At 45.2% G+C, this 18,488-nt stretch carries 15 protein-coding genes; 2 read left to right on the top strand and 13 right to left on the bottom strand.

Annotated features, from left to right (window positions below; genetic code table 11):
• Window positions 1–86: 86 nt before the first annotated feature.
• Complete coding sequence (locus FFM80_RS11520; RefSeq protein ID WP_137640933.1) at window positions 87–614, top strand: TetR/AcrR family transcriptional regulator; 528 nt, start codon at window positions 87–89, stop codon at window positions 612–614.
• 71 nt (window positions 615–685) lie between these two features.
• Here the strand turns inward: FFM80_RS11520 and FFM80_RS11515 are convergent, their stop codons facing one another.
• From FFM80_RS11515 to FFM80_RS11485, 7 genes are all read right to left on the bottom strand, one after another.
• Window positions 686–1,213: a GtrA family protein gene (locus FFM80_RS11515; protein WP_223877352.1), complete on the bottom strand. Its 528-nt coding sequence runs from the start codon at window positions 1,211–1,213 to the stop codon at window positions 686–688.
• Between the two features lie 169 nt (window positions 1,214–1,382).
• The gene (locus tag FFM80_RS11510; RefSeq protein ID WP_137633897.1) at window positions 1,383–1,598 is read right to left on the bottom strand and encodes a P8 family protein; all 216 of its coding nucleotides are present in this window, start codon (window positions 1,596–1,598) and stop codon (window positions 1,383–1,385) included.
• A 164-nt stretch (window positions 1,599–1,762) separates the two neighbouring features.
• Entirely contained in the window at window positions 1,763–2,095 is a 333-nt protein-coding gene (locus FFM80_RS11505) for a hypothetical protein (protein ID WP_137640932.1), read from the bottom strand.
• A gap of 422 nt (window positions 2,096–2,517) precedes the next feature.
• Window positions 2,518–3,297: a matrixin family metalloprotease gene (locus tag FFM80_RS11500; RefSeq protein ID WP_171001097.1), complete on the bottom strand. Its 780-nt coding sequence runs from the start codon at window positions 3,295–3,297 to the stop codon at window positions 2,518–2,520.
• Between the two features lie 213 nt (window positions 3,298–3,510).
• Window positions 3,511–4,422 carry a metal ABC transporter solute-binding protein gene (locus FFM80_RS11495; RefSeq protein ID WP_137640931.1) on the bottom strand — a complete coding sequence of 304 codons (912 nt, stop codon included), beginning with the start codon at window positions 4,420–4,422 and terminating at the stop codon, window positions 3,511–3,513.
• A gap of 165 nt (window positions 4,423–4,587) precedes the next feature.
• Entirely contained in the window at window positions 4,588–9,150 is a 4,563-nt protein-coding gene (locus FFM80_RS11490; protein WP_171001096.1) for a BspA family leucine-rich repeat surface protein, read from the bottom strand.
• 467 nt (window positions 9,151–9,617) lie between these two features.
• The gene (locus tag FFM80_RS11485) at window positions 9,618–9,992 is read right to left on the bottom strand and encodes a hypothetical protein (RefSeq protein ID WP_137640929.1); all 375 of its coding nucleotides are present in this window, start codon (window positions 9,990–9,992) and stop codon (window positions 9,618–9,620) included.
• A 345-nt stretch (window positions 9,993–10,337) separates the two neighbouring features.
• On the opposite strand from FFM80_RS11485, the gene FFM80_RS11480 reads away from it, so the two are divergent.
• A complete protein-coding gene (locus FFM80_RS11480; RefSeq protein ID WP_137640928.1) occupies window positions 10,338–10,865 on the top strand; it encodes a LysM peptidoglycan-binding domain-containing protein in 528 nt (175 codons plus the stop codon).
• Between the two features lie 514 nt (window positions 10,866–11,379).
• Here FFM80_RS11480 and FFM80_RS11475 read toward each other — a convergent pair.
• From FFM80_RS11475 to FFM80_RS11450, 6 genes are all read right to left on the bottom strand, one after another.
• Complete coding sequence (locus FFM80_RS11475; protein WP_137640927.1) at window positions 11,380–12,357, bottom strand: LacI family DNA-binding transcriptional regulator; 978 nt, start codon at window positions 12,355–12,357, stop codon at window positions 11,380–11,382.
• Window positions 12,358–12,462: 105 nt separating this feature from the next.
• Complete coding sequence (scrK, locus tag FFM80_RS11470; protein ID WP_137640926.1) at window positions 12,463–13,338, bottom strand: fructokinase ScrK; 876 nt, start codon at window positions 13,336–13,338, stop codon at window positions 12,463–12,465.
• Between the two features lie 15 nt (window positions 13,339–13,353).
• Window positions 13,354–14,784, bottom strand: a complete 1,431-nt coding sequence (locus tag FFM80_RS11465; protein ID WP_137640925.1) for a glycoside hydrolase family 32 protein — start codon at window positions 14,782–14,784, stop codon at window positions 13,354–13,356.
• A 2-nt stretch (window positions 14,785–14,786) separates the two neighbouring features.
• A complete protein-coding gene (locus tag FFM80_RS11460) occupies window positions 14,787–16,106 on the bottom strand; it encodes an MFS transporter (protein ID WP_223877351.1) in 1,320 nt (439 codons plus the stop codon).
• 183 nt (window positions 16,107–16,289) lie between these two features.
• Window positions 16,290–18,215 carry a copper-translocating P-type ATPase gene (locus FFM80_RS11455; RefSeq protein WP_137640923.1) on the bottom strand — a complete coding sequence of 642 codons (1,926 nt, stop codon included), beginning with the start codon at window positions 18,213–18,215 and terminating at the stop codon, window positions 16,290–16,292.
• Window positions 18,215–18,487 carry a cupredoxin domain-containing protein gene (locus FFM80_RS11450; protein ID WP_137640922.1) on the bottom strand — a complete coding sequence of 91 codons (273 nt, stop codon included), beginning with the start codon at window positions 18,485–18,487 and terminating at the stop codon, window positions 18,215–18,217. Before FFM80_RS11450 ends, FFM80_RS11455 begins: the two co-directional genes overlap by 1 nt.
• Window position 18,488 lies beyond the last annotated feature (1 nt).

Raw genomic sequence — 18,488 nt, 5'->3', positions numbered from 1 at the left:
TGTTTTAAACTGACAACCGTCAATTAGCAGCAGTTTGTTGTAAACACCACAGTTTACCCAAATCTGTTGCAGTCATGGAGGATTTTATGGTCGCAACCCCCAATAATCGCCGGGCTCAATACACCCAGCAGGTCATTGAAGATACCGTTTTACAGCTATTAGAAACCAAACCAGTTGAAAGTATTTCAGTCACTGAAGTCTGCCAGCTAGCCGATGTCAACCGGACCACTTTTTATCGACACTATACCGATATCTTCCAATGTTTGGATCAGATTGAACAAACTTTTCTAGCTTCATATTCTTTTGATAAAGGTGCCCGGCCAACGGTTAATGTCGAGCGGCTATTAGACGCCTTTTATCAACAGCGACGCTTAAGTAATCTGGTTTTTGTGGACGGTAAGACGAAGTTACTGGATCGCATGCAAGCAACGATTCCGGCTGATGTGCCGTTCGCCAATACTTACCAGATCACTTATATTTGGAGTGGCGTCAAAGCCATTATTCAGCAATGGGTCAAAGCTGAAATGCCAGAAACTCCACATGAGCTGACCAGGATTATCTTCCGCAGCGTCTTAGCTCAAGATTTACCACCGATTGATCCTGAAAAGCTCTAAATAAATTTGGTGTTAGTTGGCTTAAACACAAAAGGTGATGGTCAGTTCAGCAGCTGACCATCACCTTTACTTTATTCTTTAGTTGCTTTTCGAAAAACGACTAGCTTCGAAAAGAAGAAGTTCCCCACAATTGCTAATCCCTGACCAATTATTTTAGTCCACGTCCCAGGGATTCCGAGTAATGAAATCCCCACCCATAGAACCAAACTTTCGACTAGGTAAGTGGCAATCCGGGTGACATAAAACTTTCCCATCTCGTGAAATGGGCGGGCAGATTTATGTTTGAAGACCAAGATACGGTCAACCCAAAAAGCACACTGCACCCCGAGTGCCCAGGCAATTAGATTGGCAACTTGATATTCAATCCCTAATAACCGATACCCAACGTAAAAGGCGCCTAGGTTCACAACGACACTAATCAAGCCCCACAGTAAATACCGCACTGCTTGTTGTCGCGCTAACTTAGCTCCCGCTGATTGTTCCCCAGCTTCAGTCACGATCGGCTCAATCACTTCAATGGGCGCAACGACTTCTTCAACTTCAGCGGTCGCTAATTCTTCTGACGACTGCTTCGACGACGGTTCCTTTTTCATACTCATTTTTCTGCGACCTTTCTATGTAATCTTACTAAATCCATTAATAACGGTCCAGTTTCCCATGTTAACAACTTAATTATATTGGACCCGCTTACATCTTGCCAAGAAAAAGCACCTATCAGTTAACTGATAGGTGCTGGAATTGTTTAATTAGTTGAAATTAAGCTGTTCTTTAGGCCTTTAAGAGCTTTTCAGCGTTAGTCTTAACGTCGTCATCACTCATGTCCATGTATTTTGCGACTTCTGCGGAAGTTTTGTCCGTATCATGATTGTTGCCATCCATGAAATGATCCCATAATGCATCCCGAACAGGCATCTTGGAATCGCTCCATTCGAACACATCACACATCTTCTCGTCCAATACTTTAGTCTTTTCAACAGTAGCCATACTAAAACAACTTCCTTTCTTAAGGTTCAATACCTATTATAGTCCTTATTTTGAAAGTGGTTTAAATTTTGCTTGTAGTTTTTCATTTAACGTTCAACATGCTTTTTAAACGTTGCTTGAAAAGGCTGCCAGCATTGGCAACCTCATTCATTTACTTTAGTTTTTTAATAGATTGCGCCCTCAAATTGACCCATAAACTCATCGGTGGGGGCCTGCTCAACCACAGCCTTATGGAACACCGCCAAAATAGCCTTATAAACGTTGGCGCCCATTGTCATATCGTTCGTATAGTCCATCTCGTCAGGTAGCCTAATCAACGTTGGAACATGGTAAGTCATCTCAAACGCTAAATAGTCATACGCTGCGGTACTATTCGTAACTAAACGGTCATTGTCCCAGCCGAACTTGACAACGTCAACATCAGCCTGGTCCAACTTCATTGTAAACAAGCAACCAGACGGCAATTGGTCATACGGAATACGGATTTTAAAGTCCATTTAAAGACCCCCTAAGTCGTGATTAATAGCCCTAGTATAAACGTCGCATAATCTTTATCTTTGGTCATATCATACGTTAAATTATAAACCGGTTCAACAACTATTGATAGCATTCATGTGCCGTGTTACTTCATTGCCCCCCATAACCTGATATTGGGAATAAGTCTTTTAACCTTTTTACCTGTTCGCCTTGTATTCAGCACTGGTAAAACTCATGCTCTAGTACCATTATTGCCGGGATACTATGATTGCTACGGTGGTCTAGTTCATGAAAAACAGTAACCCGCCGTCCAGCCGATACTGGGCCAACCAGAATGACATTTTAATCCGACTAGAACCAAGCATACCGATACTAATTGGTATCATGGAAAATAAAAAGTTGATACTGAAAAAGAGCTAATCGAATATTAGCTCCCACAACTCTATGACTGTTGATAAATTAACTTCAAGCTCGCCAAATCGGCAGTTGATAACGCCGTTCTACCTTGACTGATTGGATACATCACCGAACTCTTCTTCGCACTGTGGTCCATCCCCAGCGCATGGCCTAACTCATGGACGGCCACCGCATCACTGTATGACCGCGAATATGAGCCATTCAGACTAGCAGTTGCTTGATTCTGATACTCAGTCCCGTACCAGCTAATCCGTTCGATAATCTTCGGGCCACCATGCCCCAATTCAATACTTGTTGAAAAATGCTGCATTTTTTTATGGTACACATTAAACGTAATCTGGTTGCCACCGGTAGGCGCTTGGCCCGCCACTAACTTGACGATACCAGTCTGATTATACGTCGCCACCGCATCTTTAAAGACTTGGCGACCAGCCGTAGATAAGTCATCGTCGAATTGATAGTAATACTTATTCGACAACTTAATGCCTTGCACAATTGATTCTACTGGCGTCGCAGCCTTAGTACTGGCAGTTTGTTGCGTCGTCTTTTGACTGGCTCGCGTTGCAGTACTGCTGGACCGACTGTTAGTCACCGATGACGCCTTACTGCCCTTAGGATTCGATGCTTGATTGTCAGCATCCAACAGACTACTGCCTAGATTGCCCGATAACGCATCCGTAAGTTTTGTTTGATAAAATGCTACGGCAGACGTGAGCTGCGGCCCAACCGTAGCGCGATGCTGATAACCCCAAATAATGCCAATGATCAGCACAACTGACCATAGTAACCGACCAATTTTCCTCACTTGTGATTTGCCCCTTTGTCAATTGACAATGTTCAAACGGACACTAACTTAACAACTTTTTTTCTTGGAATCTATTTATACCATATTTACTGCTAGTTCGCGGGTTTAACGCTCAAATGTAACAAATCTTTACACTTTTTAATAACGTTAAAACCGCCGTTAACTTGTTTAACTTAAGCTAACGGCGGTTATTTTAATCAAAACTAAAGTTGGCTAATCTAAAATACGATTCAAAGCACGATATTGTGATAACATCCACTGCCGATAATTCTGTTTAGCTGGCATCGTCTCCGTCACTTGTAAGACTGGTACCTGATGCTGCTTAGCTAATTTGACCATATTCGTCACTAGCGCATCACTAACTTGTTTGTTTTGCACAAAGTAAGCCACCCGTCGTTGTTTCAAGCCGGTTTGCATGGCTTTAATCACTTTGGGTGAGGGGTCGGTGCCCTTTTCAACCGCCTTTTCAAAGTTGGCGTTACCCACCTTGAACCCCATCGCACGCAACGCGTAATCAAAGACTGGTTCGCTGACAAAGACTTGCTGCGTCTGGCTAGTCCGGGCGACCTTCTTCAAAGCTGTTAACTCCGTCTGGATAGGTTTTAACGACGCTACATACTTTTTAGCATTGGCTTTAAAGTAAGCACGATATTGTGGCTGCTGCTGGCCTAATTGGGTCGCCAAAGCCGCGGCTAATTTCGGCATCGTCTGCGGATCATACCACAGATGGGCATTCGCTCCCATTTGCTTATCCATCACATCTTCCCCCACCCGAATCATTTTTGCTTGTGGAGCATTCTTAGCTAACTTCGACAACCAACTGTCGTAGCCCAAACCATTCGCCACGACGACATCCGCCTTAGCCACGGTCGCGGCTACCTGACTTGTCGGTTCAAAGTCATGCGGGTCGACAGACGGCCGATTAATAATCGACGTCACTTGTACCCGCTTGCCCCCAACCGCCCGCGCCACCTCACCATAAAAGTTCGTCGAGGTAACAACGGTTAACCGGTTCGACTTAGGTGATTGCGTCGTCACCTTCCGACAACCGGTCAATAAACTCCCACCAACTAACAAGCTCAAGCCTAACAAACCAATAACTTTTAGATAATGCCCTTTAAACATCGAAAACCCTCCATCGCTTTTTTAAATCGTAATCATTACTCTTTAAAGATTACCAATAATTAGCCTCGTTGTAAATAGTAACAATTACGTTTTACTATAATTTAAAAAAATGGCTCAAAACAGTGACACCTGTTTCAAGCCATTCTTATTTAGGGGGTTAGTACTTTACTTATCTTGGCGCCGTGCTTTTCCAAGACTGGCCACCACACCGCTCAATCCTAATAACATCAATCCCATCAAGGTCGTTGGTGTCGGCGTCACTTCTTCCGTCTGCGGCAACCTTGTGGCTGATTTAGCAGCTGGTTGCGCTGTGGTTCCAGCCTTTAAGGTCGCGTTAGCCGTTGCAATTGTCATAGTAGCCGGTTGTGCTTGAACTTTAGCCACCGCTAAGTTGGTTGGTTGAACCGCTGACTTAGCTGGTTGCGCATTGATATGATCACCATCCCAAGTCGCACTAGTTGCGGCTTTGGTAGCCGTTTTAGCAGCCGCTGGTTTTACTGCATTGGTCAGCGCCATCCCGGGATCAATCCTATCAGCTTGCCCAGCATCCGTTGGGGTTGAAACAACTGGTACCGCCGGTGTTGGGGTAACCTCATTCGGATCAAGGTTGGGATTAATCGTTGCTCCAGCACTTGAATCAGTATCCGGAGTGATTGGCGTCGTACTAGTACCTGCACCGCCATTAGTATCCGTAGCGGGTGTCGTGGTCGTACCAGTCGTGCCACCATTATGATCGTCGGGCTTAGTCACTACAGCTTTTGCTTGGACGGTCACGGTAATCGTCTTAGTAATGACGTTGCCGTATTCATCTGTATAGCGATAAGTGACCGCATAAGTCCCTGGTACCGCAACATTAACTTTATCAGCATCGGTCACGGTCAACGCATCCAAGCCCAGTGCTTGACCAGCCGCATCCGTGGCACTGACAAAACTATCCGCGGCGGTCCATTGATCACCTTGCGTTAACGTACTGTCTTTAACGTCAACACTCGCTGCCGTAGCAGCCACCGTCACCGTGACCGTCGCTGTGGCGGTATTTTGATAAGCATCGGTCATGGTATACGTCACTTGATAGTGACCTGGCGTCTGCGTATCGACATCACCAGTCACCGCGACATCATCGAGTGCCACCACATTGCCGTTAGCATCCGTCGCGTCATCTAAACCAGCCATAGTATTCCATACTTGGCCTTGCGTTAGCTGAACATCGTGTGCTTTAACACTCACTTGGCTAGCTGCAATCGTGACCGTTACCTTCTTGCTTAACGGATTCCCGTTGGCATCAGTGTAACTGTAAGTGACTTGATAAGTCTTGCCGGCTTGACTCGTATCCACTTGGTCGGCGCCAGTGACCGTGACATCACTCAGCGGCACTGGTTGACCAGTAGCATCAGTCGCACTGACGAAATTGTCAGCCGCCGTCCACTTAGCACCTTTAGTTACCGTTACACCTTGCACGTCTAACTTCATCTGACTCGGCGCAACTATAACCGTCGCGGTCGCCGTTGACCCATTAGCCGCCTTATAAGTGACGGTATACTTACCCGGTTTAGTTAAATCAACATCGCTATCAACAGTGACATCTGCCACCGTAATTGCTTGACCCAGCTCATCAGTCGCACTGGTAAAGTTATCTGCGGCCGTCCAAGTTGCGTGGTGCGTTTGGTCAACCGTGGTGTCATGAACCGCCAACGTGGTCTTGTCAACTTGCCACGTATAAGTATCAGCTACGGCCGTATCAGTACCGTTGTATAACGCCATCAATTCAGCAGAAGTGAATAATTGGCCTTCCGTGTTGATCCAGTGACCGAGGTAGCCATCAGTGGTTGGTACGTCGGGAATTTCAGCAGTCTTACCATCTTTGGCGAGCACTGTCTTGGTACCCAAGGTTAAAGTTTTAACACCGGAACCTTTAAGCAACGTATCAAAAGGATTCAAGGCCGTCATATCAAGATTTGATAAATCCAAATCCGTTAAATTAGTCGTATCAAAGAACATATTCCGCATGGCCGTGACTTTGCTCGTATCCCAATTGCTCAAATTAATTGAGGCTAAGTCATAGTCACGATTGAACAAGCCAGTTAATAATGTAATCTTGCTCGTATCCCATTTAGAAAGATCAATCGCCTTCAAAGTCAACATTTGGTTAAAGGTCCCGCGTGCATCGGTCAGGCTGTGTGTATCCCAATTATCGACCGCAATCGCCGTCAAAGCCGCGTCTTGGTAGAACATGTAGGCGGCATTTTGTAGATTGCCAGTATTCCACTTAGAAACGTCTAATTGCGCTAAAGCGGTGTCGCCATAAAACATATTTTGCGCATTAGTCACCTGACTGACATCCCAGTCGGTCGTATCCAAAGCGGTTAAGGCTGACATGCCAAAGAACATCTGGGTAGCAGTTGTTAAACTACTTAGCCCCCAGTTAGCCGTATCCAACTTGGTCAAACTGCTGGCATTATAGAACATATTAAAGGCTGTTGTTAACTTATTCAGGTCCCAATTACTTGTATCTAGTCCATCTAATTTGCCATCTTCCATAAACATCTGCTGAGCATCGGTTAAGCTGCTCAAGCCCCAACTAGCTGTAGCTAAGTTGCTTAAGGCATAATTATAGGCAAACATGCCAAACCCATTAATAACCTGATTTAAATTCCAATTGCTCGTATCAATGTTATTCAAAGCAAAGTCATTCCAAAACATATAACTAGCATTAGCTAATTTACTTAAATTCCAGTTAGTGGTATCTAAAGTAGTCAAGGCATTATTATCACTAAACATACAATAGCCATCAACTAAATTGTTCAAATGCCAAGATGGACCCTCAATCGTTTTCAATTTCGAATCACTAGCAAACATCCCACTTGCAGACTGCAAAACCGGCAAATCCATGTCTGGCATTTTAATTACTTCTAAATTGGTATCCTTGATAAACATATTCCAAGCCTTGGTATCACTACTCAATGTCCATCCAGTTAAGTCTAAAGAGGTTAATTTCGTTAAGTAAGCAAAGGTATCAATGGTACTGGTTGCATTGCTAACATCCCAACCAGCAACGTTCAACGATGTCAGTTGATCATCACCGGAGAAGATCAGATCAAACCGTTGGACCTTGCTAACATCCCAACCACTCAGATCAAGACTGGTTAACCCAACACCATTAAAAATATTGTACATTTGAACAACATTGCCAGTTTTCCAGCCGCTTGGATCAAGCGTAGTCAAATTTTTATCACCCATGAACATGTAGTACATCGAGGTAACCTTGCTCGTGTCCCAGCTGCTGGCATTGAGCGTTGTTAAAGCATAGTCGCCCATAAAGGCTGCGGACATATCAGTAACATGACTCGTATCCCAGCCATTTAGATCCAGACTAGTTAACTTTTCAGCCTGAGCAAAAGCATAATACATGGTCGTTAAACTACTCGTATTCCAATTACTGATTTCCAAGTCTTGCAAATGACTTTGGTAGCCATTTTCAGTACCAAACGCTTCATAAAGTGACTTCAAGCTGTGCGTATCCCATTTATTCAAATCCAGACTGGTTAAGCTATTCGCCACAAAAAAGGTGAATTTCATCGATTCAATTTTACCAGTATTCCAATCACTAATTTGTAAATCAGCTAGACTGGTATCCCATTCAAACATTGAGCCAATATCCGTGACATTACTCATATCCCAACTATTCAAGTTCAAGCTGGTCAGACTAGAATCATTAGCAAACGTGCTGACCATTCGGGTTGCAGAACTCGTGTCAAACATTTCGGGGTTAGTAATCGTCGTTAGGTTCTTTAACCCGCAAAAGACTTGGCTTGAATCTGATGCGGCCGTAACTTTACCATCGAACGTAATCGTTTTAATTAATGTTCCGTACTTCGACCAGGTACCAGCAAAATTATTAAACGTCCCAGCGCCAATATGTAACACCCCGTCTGCATCAATCCGCCAGTTACTGGTCCCAAATGTCCCACTACCAAGATCTGTACTTGTAACTGCTGGTGCAACTGCCAGCCGCATTAAGTTAGCCCGATTAAAACCAGTACTAGTTGCTATTTTTGAGTCAGTTAGTGACAGCGTCTTAACATCAACAGCCGGATCGTCAACTAACTTATCAACAGTAACCGGATCGTCAGTGGTCGCTGGTTCAGTCACCGTCGTAGCCGGGGTAGTTTCAGTCGTCGTTGTTGGATCAGTCGTCTGATTAGTCGTGTCAGTCGTCGGCTTTGGTGCTGGCACCGTTGAATCCGTTTTGGGGGTTGGCTTTGATTCCTCAGTTACTTGTGAATCAGTAGCGTCATTTGAACCGCTTTCATTGCCTTGGCTGGCCTGCTTGGTTGGTGCATCCTTAGAAGGCACCGTCTGACTGGGCGTGTCGACCGCTACAGCTTTAGTTTGATCATCAGTATCCGAGGCCGATGAAGCGGTGGTTTTTGTGTCGTCAGCGGTGGTTGTAGCCGTTACCGTTGGCTTCGTTTGGTCATTAGACTTAGTCTCAGTACTACCGCCAGCCAGCGTAACGGTCTTATCCGTTGAACCGCTAGTTCCTGTGGCCAATGAACTACTGTCAGAACTTGCGGTTGATTCCGTGGTTGTATCGGCCTGTGCCATGGCACTCCCTTGCCAAACCGTCAGCGCAAGCACTCCCGCAAACAGCCAAACCCGGCCCTTTTTATACATCTTATAATGTTCTTTGCCACTCATTGCCGCCGTAGTGTTCAGCTTCGTACTCATGTGCACTATCCCCTTTATTGATGACCTTAACTCGATATGCATTATTTATTTTTATCCACTTAAATATTTATCAACACTGATAGTGTACCCCCTCAACGTGTACAATTCAACTAGCTATTAAGCTGATAAACGCTGATACATAGCCATTCTTATTCTTTTTCACGTGTTTTTTAGCTGGTAAAGGTTGGTTATTAGTAAGCTGGCCACCAAAATTTTCATTAATCACACTATAACTATTACTTATTGCCGATTGTTCGTTCGAAACCAACCAACACTCTTTTTTAAACGAACCAACTATTTTCATCATTAACTTTATTTATACTGACGTTTTCTCAAAAGTTAAGTTAAAACTTTCGCTATTAGTTGAGCCATTAAATTAATTTAAACTGATAAATAAATCAAAAAAATTTCATAAAATAAAAAATCAGCTTAACTAACGTCATCAAAAAACGCCATTAAGCTGATCTTTAGTTATCAGCGTCTTTAACTGGTTGATAGCCATTCGCAACTAATTGATTGCGGAACCAAGTTTCAAACATCAAGCCATACCACACATCACCGACTAAACTCACAATCAAGGCGACATTTTCGATGAAGAATAATCGCATAACCATGTTGACGAGGAGCATCGCTAGAAACGGGACTGCCGACTTAATTGCAAAGAACCGGGTCTGGCAACGGGGACTTAGGACAGCGTAGAACCAGGTAAACAATAGTGCCCACCAATTAAACGAGCCATAAACTTTTTTCGTCTGGCGTTCGCCGTTGACTTCTTTTTCAAATACTTGATCGTGTTTAACCCGCTGTTTCAAGTTAAACCATTCCGCGAACGTAAAGTTCATGTTGGGGCCTCCTGTTTTTAAGCTTTAGCTGCATTATAGCGGGCGCAAGCGGCTAACGTCAAACTAAGCAGCCATCAAAACCGCACCGGAATTGTAATAAATCATTGAACGAACCAACCAGCAGCTAGCCTCCACATCAGTCTATTTCCAGCCGGCCCCTATAATTTTTTTAGATGACAAGTATGACAAAGACCCCTTATTCACTATCTTTTTGCCTCAATTTCTTAACGCGACTGACATTTACCCGTAACATTCCCGGCGTACACTCTGGTCATCAGCTTGAGCATCACGATTGTTTAAGTCTTTGTCCGTAACTAATCGATTGACACGAGAAGGAGAACTATTTTGAAAAAACTAATTCGTACCATCTTATCTACTACTGCCGTTGTCGCTGGCTTCATCATGGCCGGTGCCGTTTCCGCTAATGCGGCAACCACTTACACGGTTAAAGCTGGCGACTCAGCCTGGGCAATTGCTAAGAACCACCAAACCACGGTTGCTAAATTAGAAGCCACTAACCATATTCAAAACCACTTAATCTTACCTGGCCAAGAATTAACGATTCCGGGTACTGGCCAAGCACCAACCACAGCACCAGCCCAATCAGCTAAGCCTAGTGCAATGACTTACACTGGCAGCAACTTGCAAGCCTATGTATTAAGTCAGATGGCTAGCCGGACAGGCGTTTCCGCTGCCACTTGGAATATGATTATCACGCGTGAATCCAACTGGCAACCATACGTCCGTAACAGTTCCAGCGGTGCTTATGGGTTATTCCAGAACATGCACATCCATAGCGGTTCCGTTGAAGCCCAAGTCGATGCTGCCGTAGCCTTGTATCACGCCCAAGGTATGGCTGCTTGGGCGCTTTAACCTCACCATCCCCCAATAACTAACCAATTGAAAATGGCACTCAAACTATGATCGGTTTGAGTGCCATTTTTATCTATCTAAATTCAGTTGGAACTAGTTAAGCATGCCGCCTACCGGTTGGGTTCTAAAATGCTGGAACGCCATGGGCCATTTTGAAGCCAAAGCCCGGTCTTCAAAACTGACCTTGGCCTAAGTCCGAGCAAACCACTCGCACTAAGGCCAACGACACGGCTGAGCATTTTAGAACCCAACCTCTCGGCTAAAACGGCAGCTCAAACGGTTAATAACTTACCGATCAATTAACGCCGGGCGGGTCAGCATTGGCTCAGTGGTGTCGTTTGACTTAGCTGAGTGACCTGCTCGGCTTAGTCAAAGCCCGGCTTATGAGACCGCCCTTCGGCTCATAAACGTGGCCACCACGTTCCAGCCGATGCTGACCCAACCAGAGTGACAACTTAATCAAACTAGTTCCAAACGTATCTAAAGCCATAGCATGGGCGCAAAAACCAACATGCTAGGCCGTATCACCCTGCCATAACTTAATTGGTAAGATATATTCTTTCTTAGTGGTGATACCCTGCATGCGGTCATTTAAAACTTGAATCGCAGTGGTGGCTAAGTCATCGATTGGTTGAACGATGGTCGTTAACGACGGTAATAGCTCCCGGACGGTTTTAGTCCCATCATAGCCAATCAACAACAACTCATCCGGAATCTTACGACCAAGTTCATGCGCTAATTGCATAATCAACGCCGCATCGGTGTCGTTCGACGAAAAGATTCCCTCTATCTCTGGATGATCAATTAACAATTGCCGGAAAAGCTGCTTTTTTCGTCCTTCTGGTAAATTAAAATCAATCTCATACGTGCTCGGTGTTAGCCCATGTTCCCGCATCACTGCTTCATAGGCATCCCGCCGACGTCTGGCAGGCGTCGCCAATTCACGCGGCCCATTGATATGGATAATATGCTGTGCGCCTTGATCAATCAAGCGCGTTGTCGCGACGACGCCACCGCGATAATTATCGGATTCTACAATTGGAATATCTTGGTTCATAATCCGATCAATTGCGACAATCGGTAAGTCTCGATGTTCATATTGCTTGATGCCTTGATTATGAGTCCCGACAACTAGGCCATCAACTTGCTTGGTGAGTAACTCATTCAAGTAGGCCGTTTCCTTAGCCGGATCATTCATTGAATTACCAATCAATACTTTGAAGCCTTGTTGGTATAACTTCATCTCCAACGCCGCTGTCAGTTCACCGAAAAAGGGATTCGCGACGGTCGGTAATAAAATCCCAATCAAATTGGTCTTATTTTTATAAAGCTGGCGTGCCACCACATTTGGATGGTAGTCCAATTCTTTAATCGCGGCATACACCTTATCAATCGTCGCTTGACTTAAATAGCCCCGCTTATTCAACACCCGCGAAACTGTCGTCTTTGACACTTGGGCTAACTTAGCCACATCGTCAAGTTTAGGTGCCATCCAGTGGTCACCGCCTTTCTGGTAAATTTCATCTAGCTTTTAGTATTATACCGTAAAAAGGCTTCGGACGAAAAAACGGAACGGTTACCCGCTCCGCTAATGCCGCTATGCTCGTTTTAATTCTTGTGCCGCTAACGCAAAATCACCTAATGTTGCCGAACCATTATTAGCCATTAAGGGCACCGTCAAATAGTCTGCTAATGCTGGTACAGTTACATATCCATTCAATAACGTCTTAAAATCACGCCGAACTTTCTGCAGAAAGCCTTCGCTAACCACGCCGCCACCAAAGACAATCTTGTCCGGTCGAATCGTCAACGTCGTCTGTAAAGCCGCTTGTGCAACATAATAACTCATAATGTCCCAAACTGGATCAGTTAAGGGGACTTCAGAACCGGGCCGCCCCGTCCGGGCTTCAAACGTTGGCCCGGCCACTAAGCCTTCCAAGCAGTCACCATGGAATGGGCAAATACCTTTAAAAGCTAAATCATCCGGATGCCGTTTGACTAAGACATGACCCATCTCAGGATGACCGACTGCGCCCAAGAATTGACCGTTAATCACGGCACCAGCCCCGACACCCGTCCCAATCGTATAATAAACGAGTGAGTCCAATTGCGCATTCGTTAATCCGGCCATCACATATTCACCATACGCCGAACCATTAACATCAGTTGTCCAAGCCACCGGACAATCTAAAGCCTGACGAATCGGCCCCACAAAATCAGTCTGTGACCACCCGGGTTTCGGTGTTTTGGTAATAAAGCCATAGTCATCAGCATGCCGGCGTATCTCGATCGGCCCAAATGAGGCAATTCCAATGGCATCTAACTTAAATTGTTTAAAATAATTAATCGTCGCCGTCAACGTTTCAGCTGGAGTCGTGGTTGGAATGACCGTTTGATTTTTAATGCGATAATCCCCATCACCCACCGCGCAGACAAACTTAGTGCCACCCGCTTCAATACTTCCTAATAACATCGTCATTCCTCCCAATTAATACTGATTTGCTTGACCGTTTAAGGCAAACAACTTGGCCGTCACCGTTACGGCTTGATCCGTTTGCAATTGCAGTGACTTAGCGGTGTCGTCATAAAAGCGCTCCGTAAAGACAACCGTCCCACCATTGATAAAGAGCTCTATCGAACTCGTATCAATAAAGAGATCCAACTCCAATGAGTCCCGGTCAGTTGCAGTCACCGCATAGCGGGCATCTGGTCGATCAGCGCGGTGCAAGACCAAATCCCCCGTTGCTTGATCAAAGGTCAGACTAACAACCGCCTGTTGACTCGCATTCATCAGACTAATCGTACTCTTTAACTGTTGTGTCGCCGTTAAATCTAAACTGGCCTTGAATTCGGCCTGTTCCAGATTGTTACCAAAGTCAGCTGTGCCGTTGACCGTGGCTTGCTGATTCAGTAAGGTCTGCGTGCGTAATGCCGCTACTTCACGGACTGGCTGCATCACTAACTGGTGACCTTTTAGCGTCAGTTCTCGTGGTAACGTCAACGCGCCAGCCCAACCATCAGCTTGTTCTGGCATCTGACTTTCCCACATTGCCATCCAACCTAACACCACGCGCCGGCCATCCGGGGTTAACACCGTTTGGGTCGCATAAAAATCATGGCCGTGGTCTAATTCCTGAAAGTCAGTCCGATGTTGAAGTTGTGGCTGTTGATAATCGAGTTGCCCAATAAAGTACCCCGTTTGGAACAAGTTCAAATACTGTTTGTCAGTAGCCTTAATCCCTTGTGGCGATGTCAATAGGACTTGTTGACCATTTAAGTTAAACAAATCCGGACATTCCCACATAAAGCCTTCATGTTGGACATCTTTGGCACCAGCGATTGGGCCTAAATACGTCCAATCCATTAAGTCATCTGACCGATACAATAGCACGCGCCCTAAGCCCTGTTGATCTTGACTGCCTAGAACCAGGTAATAATGGTCATCAGCTTGCCAAACTTTTGGGTCCCGAAAATGCTGCGTATTATCAACGGGCGCCTTAGCAATAATTGGATTATGCGCATACTTGGTAAAGTGAATGCCGTCGGTACTGTAAGCCAAATTTTGATTTTGCCAGAAGTGATCAGGATCATTGTCACCATAATAATGATGACCGGTGTAAATCAAAAATAATTTATCATCTTTAACCACGGCACTCCCAGAAAAGCAGCCATCCTCATCTTCGGAATCACCGGGTGTTAGTGCGGTCGGCAACGTTTCCCAACTGACTAAATCTTTACTGCGGGCATGACCCCAATGCATGGGACCCCATGCTGCCGAATAGGGATAGTACTGATAAAACACATGATAGTAACCTTGAAAATAGCAAAAGCCATTCGGATCATTCATCCAACCACCAGGGGTCATCAGATGGTAGCCGAGGCGGTAGCGATTATTCGTAACTTCAATTTTAGTTGGCATGTTTAGTTATTCCCTTCTGTAAGTTGCGTTGTTGATTTCTTTTCGCGCTTAATAAATGGATCCCCGTTCACATCTTGATCATCCTTCTTCAGAATAAAGAAGGCGTATATTCCAGCTAACAAGACGATTCCAGAAATGACCCGGAAAGTGACACTGTACCCAAAGTGATCGCGGAACGCTCCGAGTGGCGTTGATAAGATCACTTGCCCCACTTGAGCGGCGACTTGAAAACCGACCATATATAACGTGGCGGATAATTTTGTATCAAAATGCAACGTAAAGTAACGGAAGACTGGCAAGCAGAATAACGGCACTTCCAATGAATGCAACATCTTGATTAGTGAGACTGTGACAGGATCGGTCGCAAATCCACACGCGCCAATTCGAATACACATCACAACCATTCCGAGTAATAAGGTCTTGCGAACCCCAATCTTACGCATAATCAAGGGTACAACCCCCATCATAATGGCTTCAAAGAAGACTTGAATAGAGTTTAAGGTGCCATACATATGTTGTCCCAATGCTGGGGTGGCGAATAAATTGGTATAGAATTCTGGGAACATTTGTTGGTCAAAGACGGTATAAAAAGTCCAAGTAAACATGATGAAAATAATCATTTCCCAGAGTTCCCGCATCTTTAAAACACTAAACATTTCTTTTAGTGAGGGGGACTTAGCTTCGGTCCCAGCTGCGACCTGAGCTAGATCTACTCGGCGTTCAGCGGCTGGATGCCAGAAAAGCAAATCTAGTAATAGTAACAAGCCAAAACCTGAACCAAACCAGAAGTTTAATTGCGGATTAATCACGAATAGGAACCCAGCTAACAAGGCCACTAACGCATAACCAAATGATCCCCAGGCCCGAGCTTGACCATATTCAAAATCAAATTGACGACTAGCCTTTTCCGCAAAGGCTTCTAGCACTGGTGAAGCTGCTAAGAATCCAGCTGAAAGGACGATTGAGCCTACAATGATACCGATTACAAATTGGTGTTTTAACAATGGTGCGTAGACCCAAGTAAAGAACGGTCCCACTAACGTTGCCAATGTGGCACAGGTCACTAGCAACGTCCGCTTTAAAACTAACTTATCTTGTAACGCCCCGTAAACAAACATCAACACTAAGGTCACTGCCGAATTCGCGGAATAGATTGTCCCAACCGCACTACCGGATAAACCCAAGCCGTTCTTAGTTGAAGTCAACCAAAGTTGGAAGAAGGACCACCAAACACCCCAAGATGCGAAGAATAGCAATAACGTCACGGAATTTTGAATATAAGACCCATTTTTTAATAATTTAAAATCAAATTTCTTGCTCAATTTAAAACCCTCCCAGGAAATTAATCGTCGGTATGCTAACCGGTTAGTATATCCTTGAAAACGTTTTCTATTATAGCCACGTTTCATTTTTATGTCAACCGGTTGTCATATTTATTTTTTGACACGAAAAAGCTCGTTAATCACCAACGACTAACGAGCTTTTATGATTAAAATCTAGATTGGTTATGCTGGCTGAACTTTCGACGTAATCTTCGCTTTATTCAACAAGACTGAACTTGTCACCACGGACAATGAACTAAACGCCATGGCCAACCCAGCCAATTCAGGACTAAGCGTCAAGCCAATGGCGAAGAAAATTCCGGCGGCAACTGGGATACCTAAGACATTGTAGATAAAGGCCCAGAATAAGTTCAACTTGATACGGTTAAAGGTCTTCTTGCTCAACGCTAAGGCCCGATCCACATCCCGCAAGTCATTCTTAACGAGTACAATCCCACCGGCATCAATCGCGATATCTGTACCGGAACCCATTGCAATCCCGACATCAGCAGTCGTCAAGGCTGGCGCATCGTTAATCCCGTCACCAACAAAGGCCACTTTACCGGTTGCTTGCAAGGCTTGCACCTGTTCGGCTTTATCACCTGGCAAGACATCCGCAATCACATCGTCAATCCCGACTTGATCCGCTACAGCTTGCGCCACGCGTTGATTGTCACCGGTCAACATGACGGTCTTTAAGCCCCGCGACTTCAAAGCCGCAATCGCTGCCTTGGAGGTTGGCTTCGGCATATCTTGAATCGCAATCAAACCGATGATTTCATCAGCAACACCCACAACAACGACCGTTTTCGCTTCATTTTGCAACTTAACCGCCTGTTGTTCGAGTTCATCGCTGAGCTTGGCCGTCGTTAATAACTTAGTGTTACCGACAAAGCCAGTCTGGCCATCAATCGTGGCCGACACCCCTTTACCTTCAATCGCTTTGAAATCATCGACTGGTAAAGCTGCAATGGTCGCCGTTTTGGCACGCGCTAAAATTGCGGCGGCTAAGGGATGCTCTGATGATTCTTCTAAGCTGGCTGCCACTTGCAAGACTTGTTGCTGGTCACCCACGATATCCGTGACTTGGGGCTTGCCAACCGTAATCGTCCCAGTCTTATCAAAGACCACCGTCTTCACATCGTTTACGGCTTCTAAGACTTCACCGTTCTTAATCAAGATTCCCATCTTAGCGCCCCGGCCCGTTCCGACCATTAATGCAGTTGGTGTGGCCAACCCGAGCGCACATGGACAAGCAATCACAACGACCGAAACCGCAAAGATCAAGGCGCGAGCGATACTGGCATCGAGGAAGACATACCACGTTAAGAACGTTAAAATCGCTAAAATCAACACAACCGGAACAAAAATGTCCGAAACTTTGTCGGTCAACTTTTGAATCGGCGCATGACTATTTTGGGCCTTCTTCACGAGGTCGACGATTTGGGACAACATCGTCTGGTCACCAATCTTGTTAGCTTTAAACAAGAATGTCCCGGTACTGTTCATCGTGGACCCAATCACGGCATCATCGACACTTTTTTCGACGGGCATACTTTCACCAGTAACCATTGATTCATCTAAAGTCGAACTGCCTTTTACGATGACCCCATCAACCGGGACTTTTTGCCCGGGTTTAACCCGAATCACATCGTTTAGTTCAACTTCGGCTAAGGGCACTTTAACGAACTCGTTGCCCCGTAAAACTTCGGCGTCCTTTGCTTGCAAATTAACTAACTTTTCAACCGCGTTAGACGCATTGTTGCGCATCCGTTCCTCGAAAACTTGGCCTAATAAGACGAAGGTCGTAACAAAGGCAGCACTTTCAAAGAAGACTGGTTGCTGCGTTGCCATCGCATAAATACTATAAAGATACGCAGTTGCCGTCCCGATTGCCACCAAGGTATCCATATTCGAATGATGCTTCTTAAATGACGACCAAGCACTCTGCACAAACGGCCCCGTGGCAACTAACATGATAACGGTCGTCAACGCTAACTGTGTCCAGTCCCCACCGGGCAACATCCAACCAAATGGCATAAGGATCATATTCGCTAACATCGGTAATGAGAAAATCAGCGAGATCCAAAACCGTTTCGTAATCGTCATCACTTAATCACCACTTTTCCTTGAAACATATCCATCCCGCAACTATAGGTGAATTCACCAGCAGTGTCGGTGGGAATCGTCACCGTCTGGGGTTGGTTCAACGGTAGGTCACTAGTAAACTTCAAATCCGTTGACTGTACCACGTCCAAACAGCCTTGCGAACTGGTACGGTCGAATGTTAACTGGGCCGGAACACCTTGTTTTAAAGTTACGACAGCGGGATCATAGCCACCAGCCACCGTAATCGTTTGTTTTTGTTGTGTATTTGTCATA

Source organism: Lactiplantibacillus dongliensis (assembly GCF_005405105.1).
GTDB classification, from domain to species: domain Bacteria; phylum Bacillota; class Bacilli; order Lactobacillales; family Lactobacillaceae; genus Lactiplantibacillus; species Lactiplantibacillus dongliensis.
This window is presented reverse-complemented; position numbering and strand designations above follow the sequence as displayed.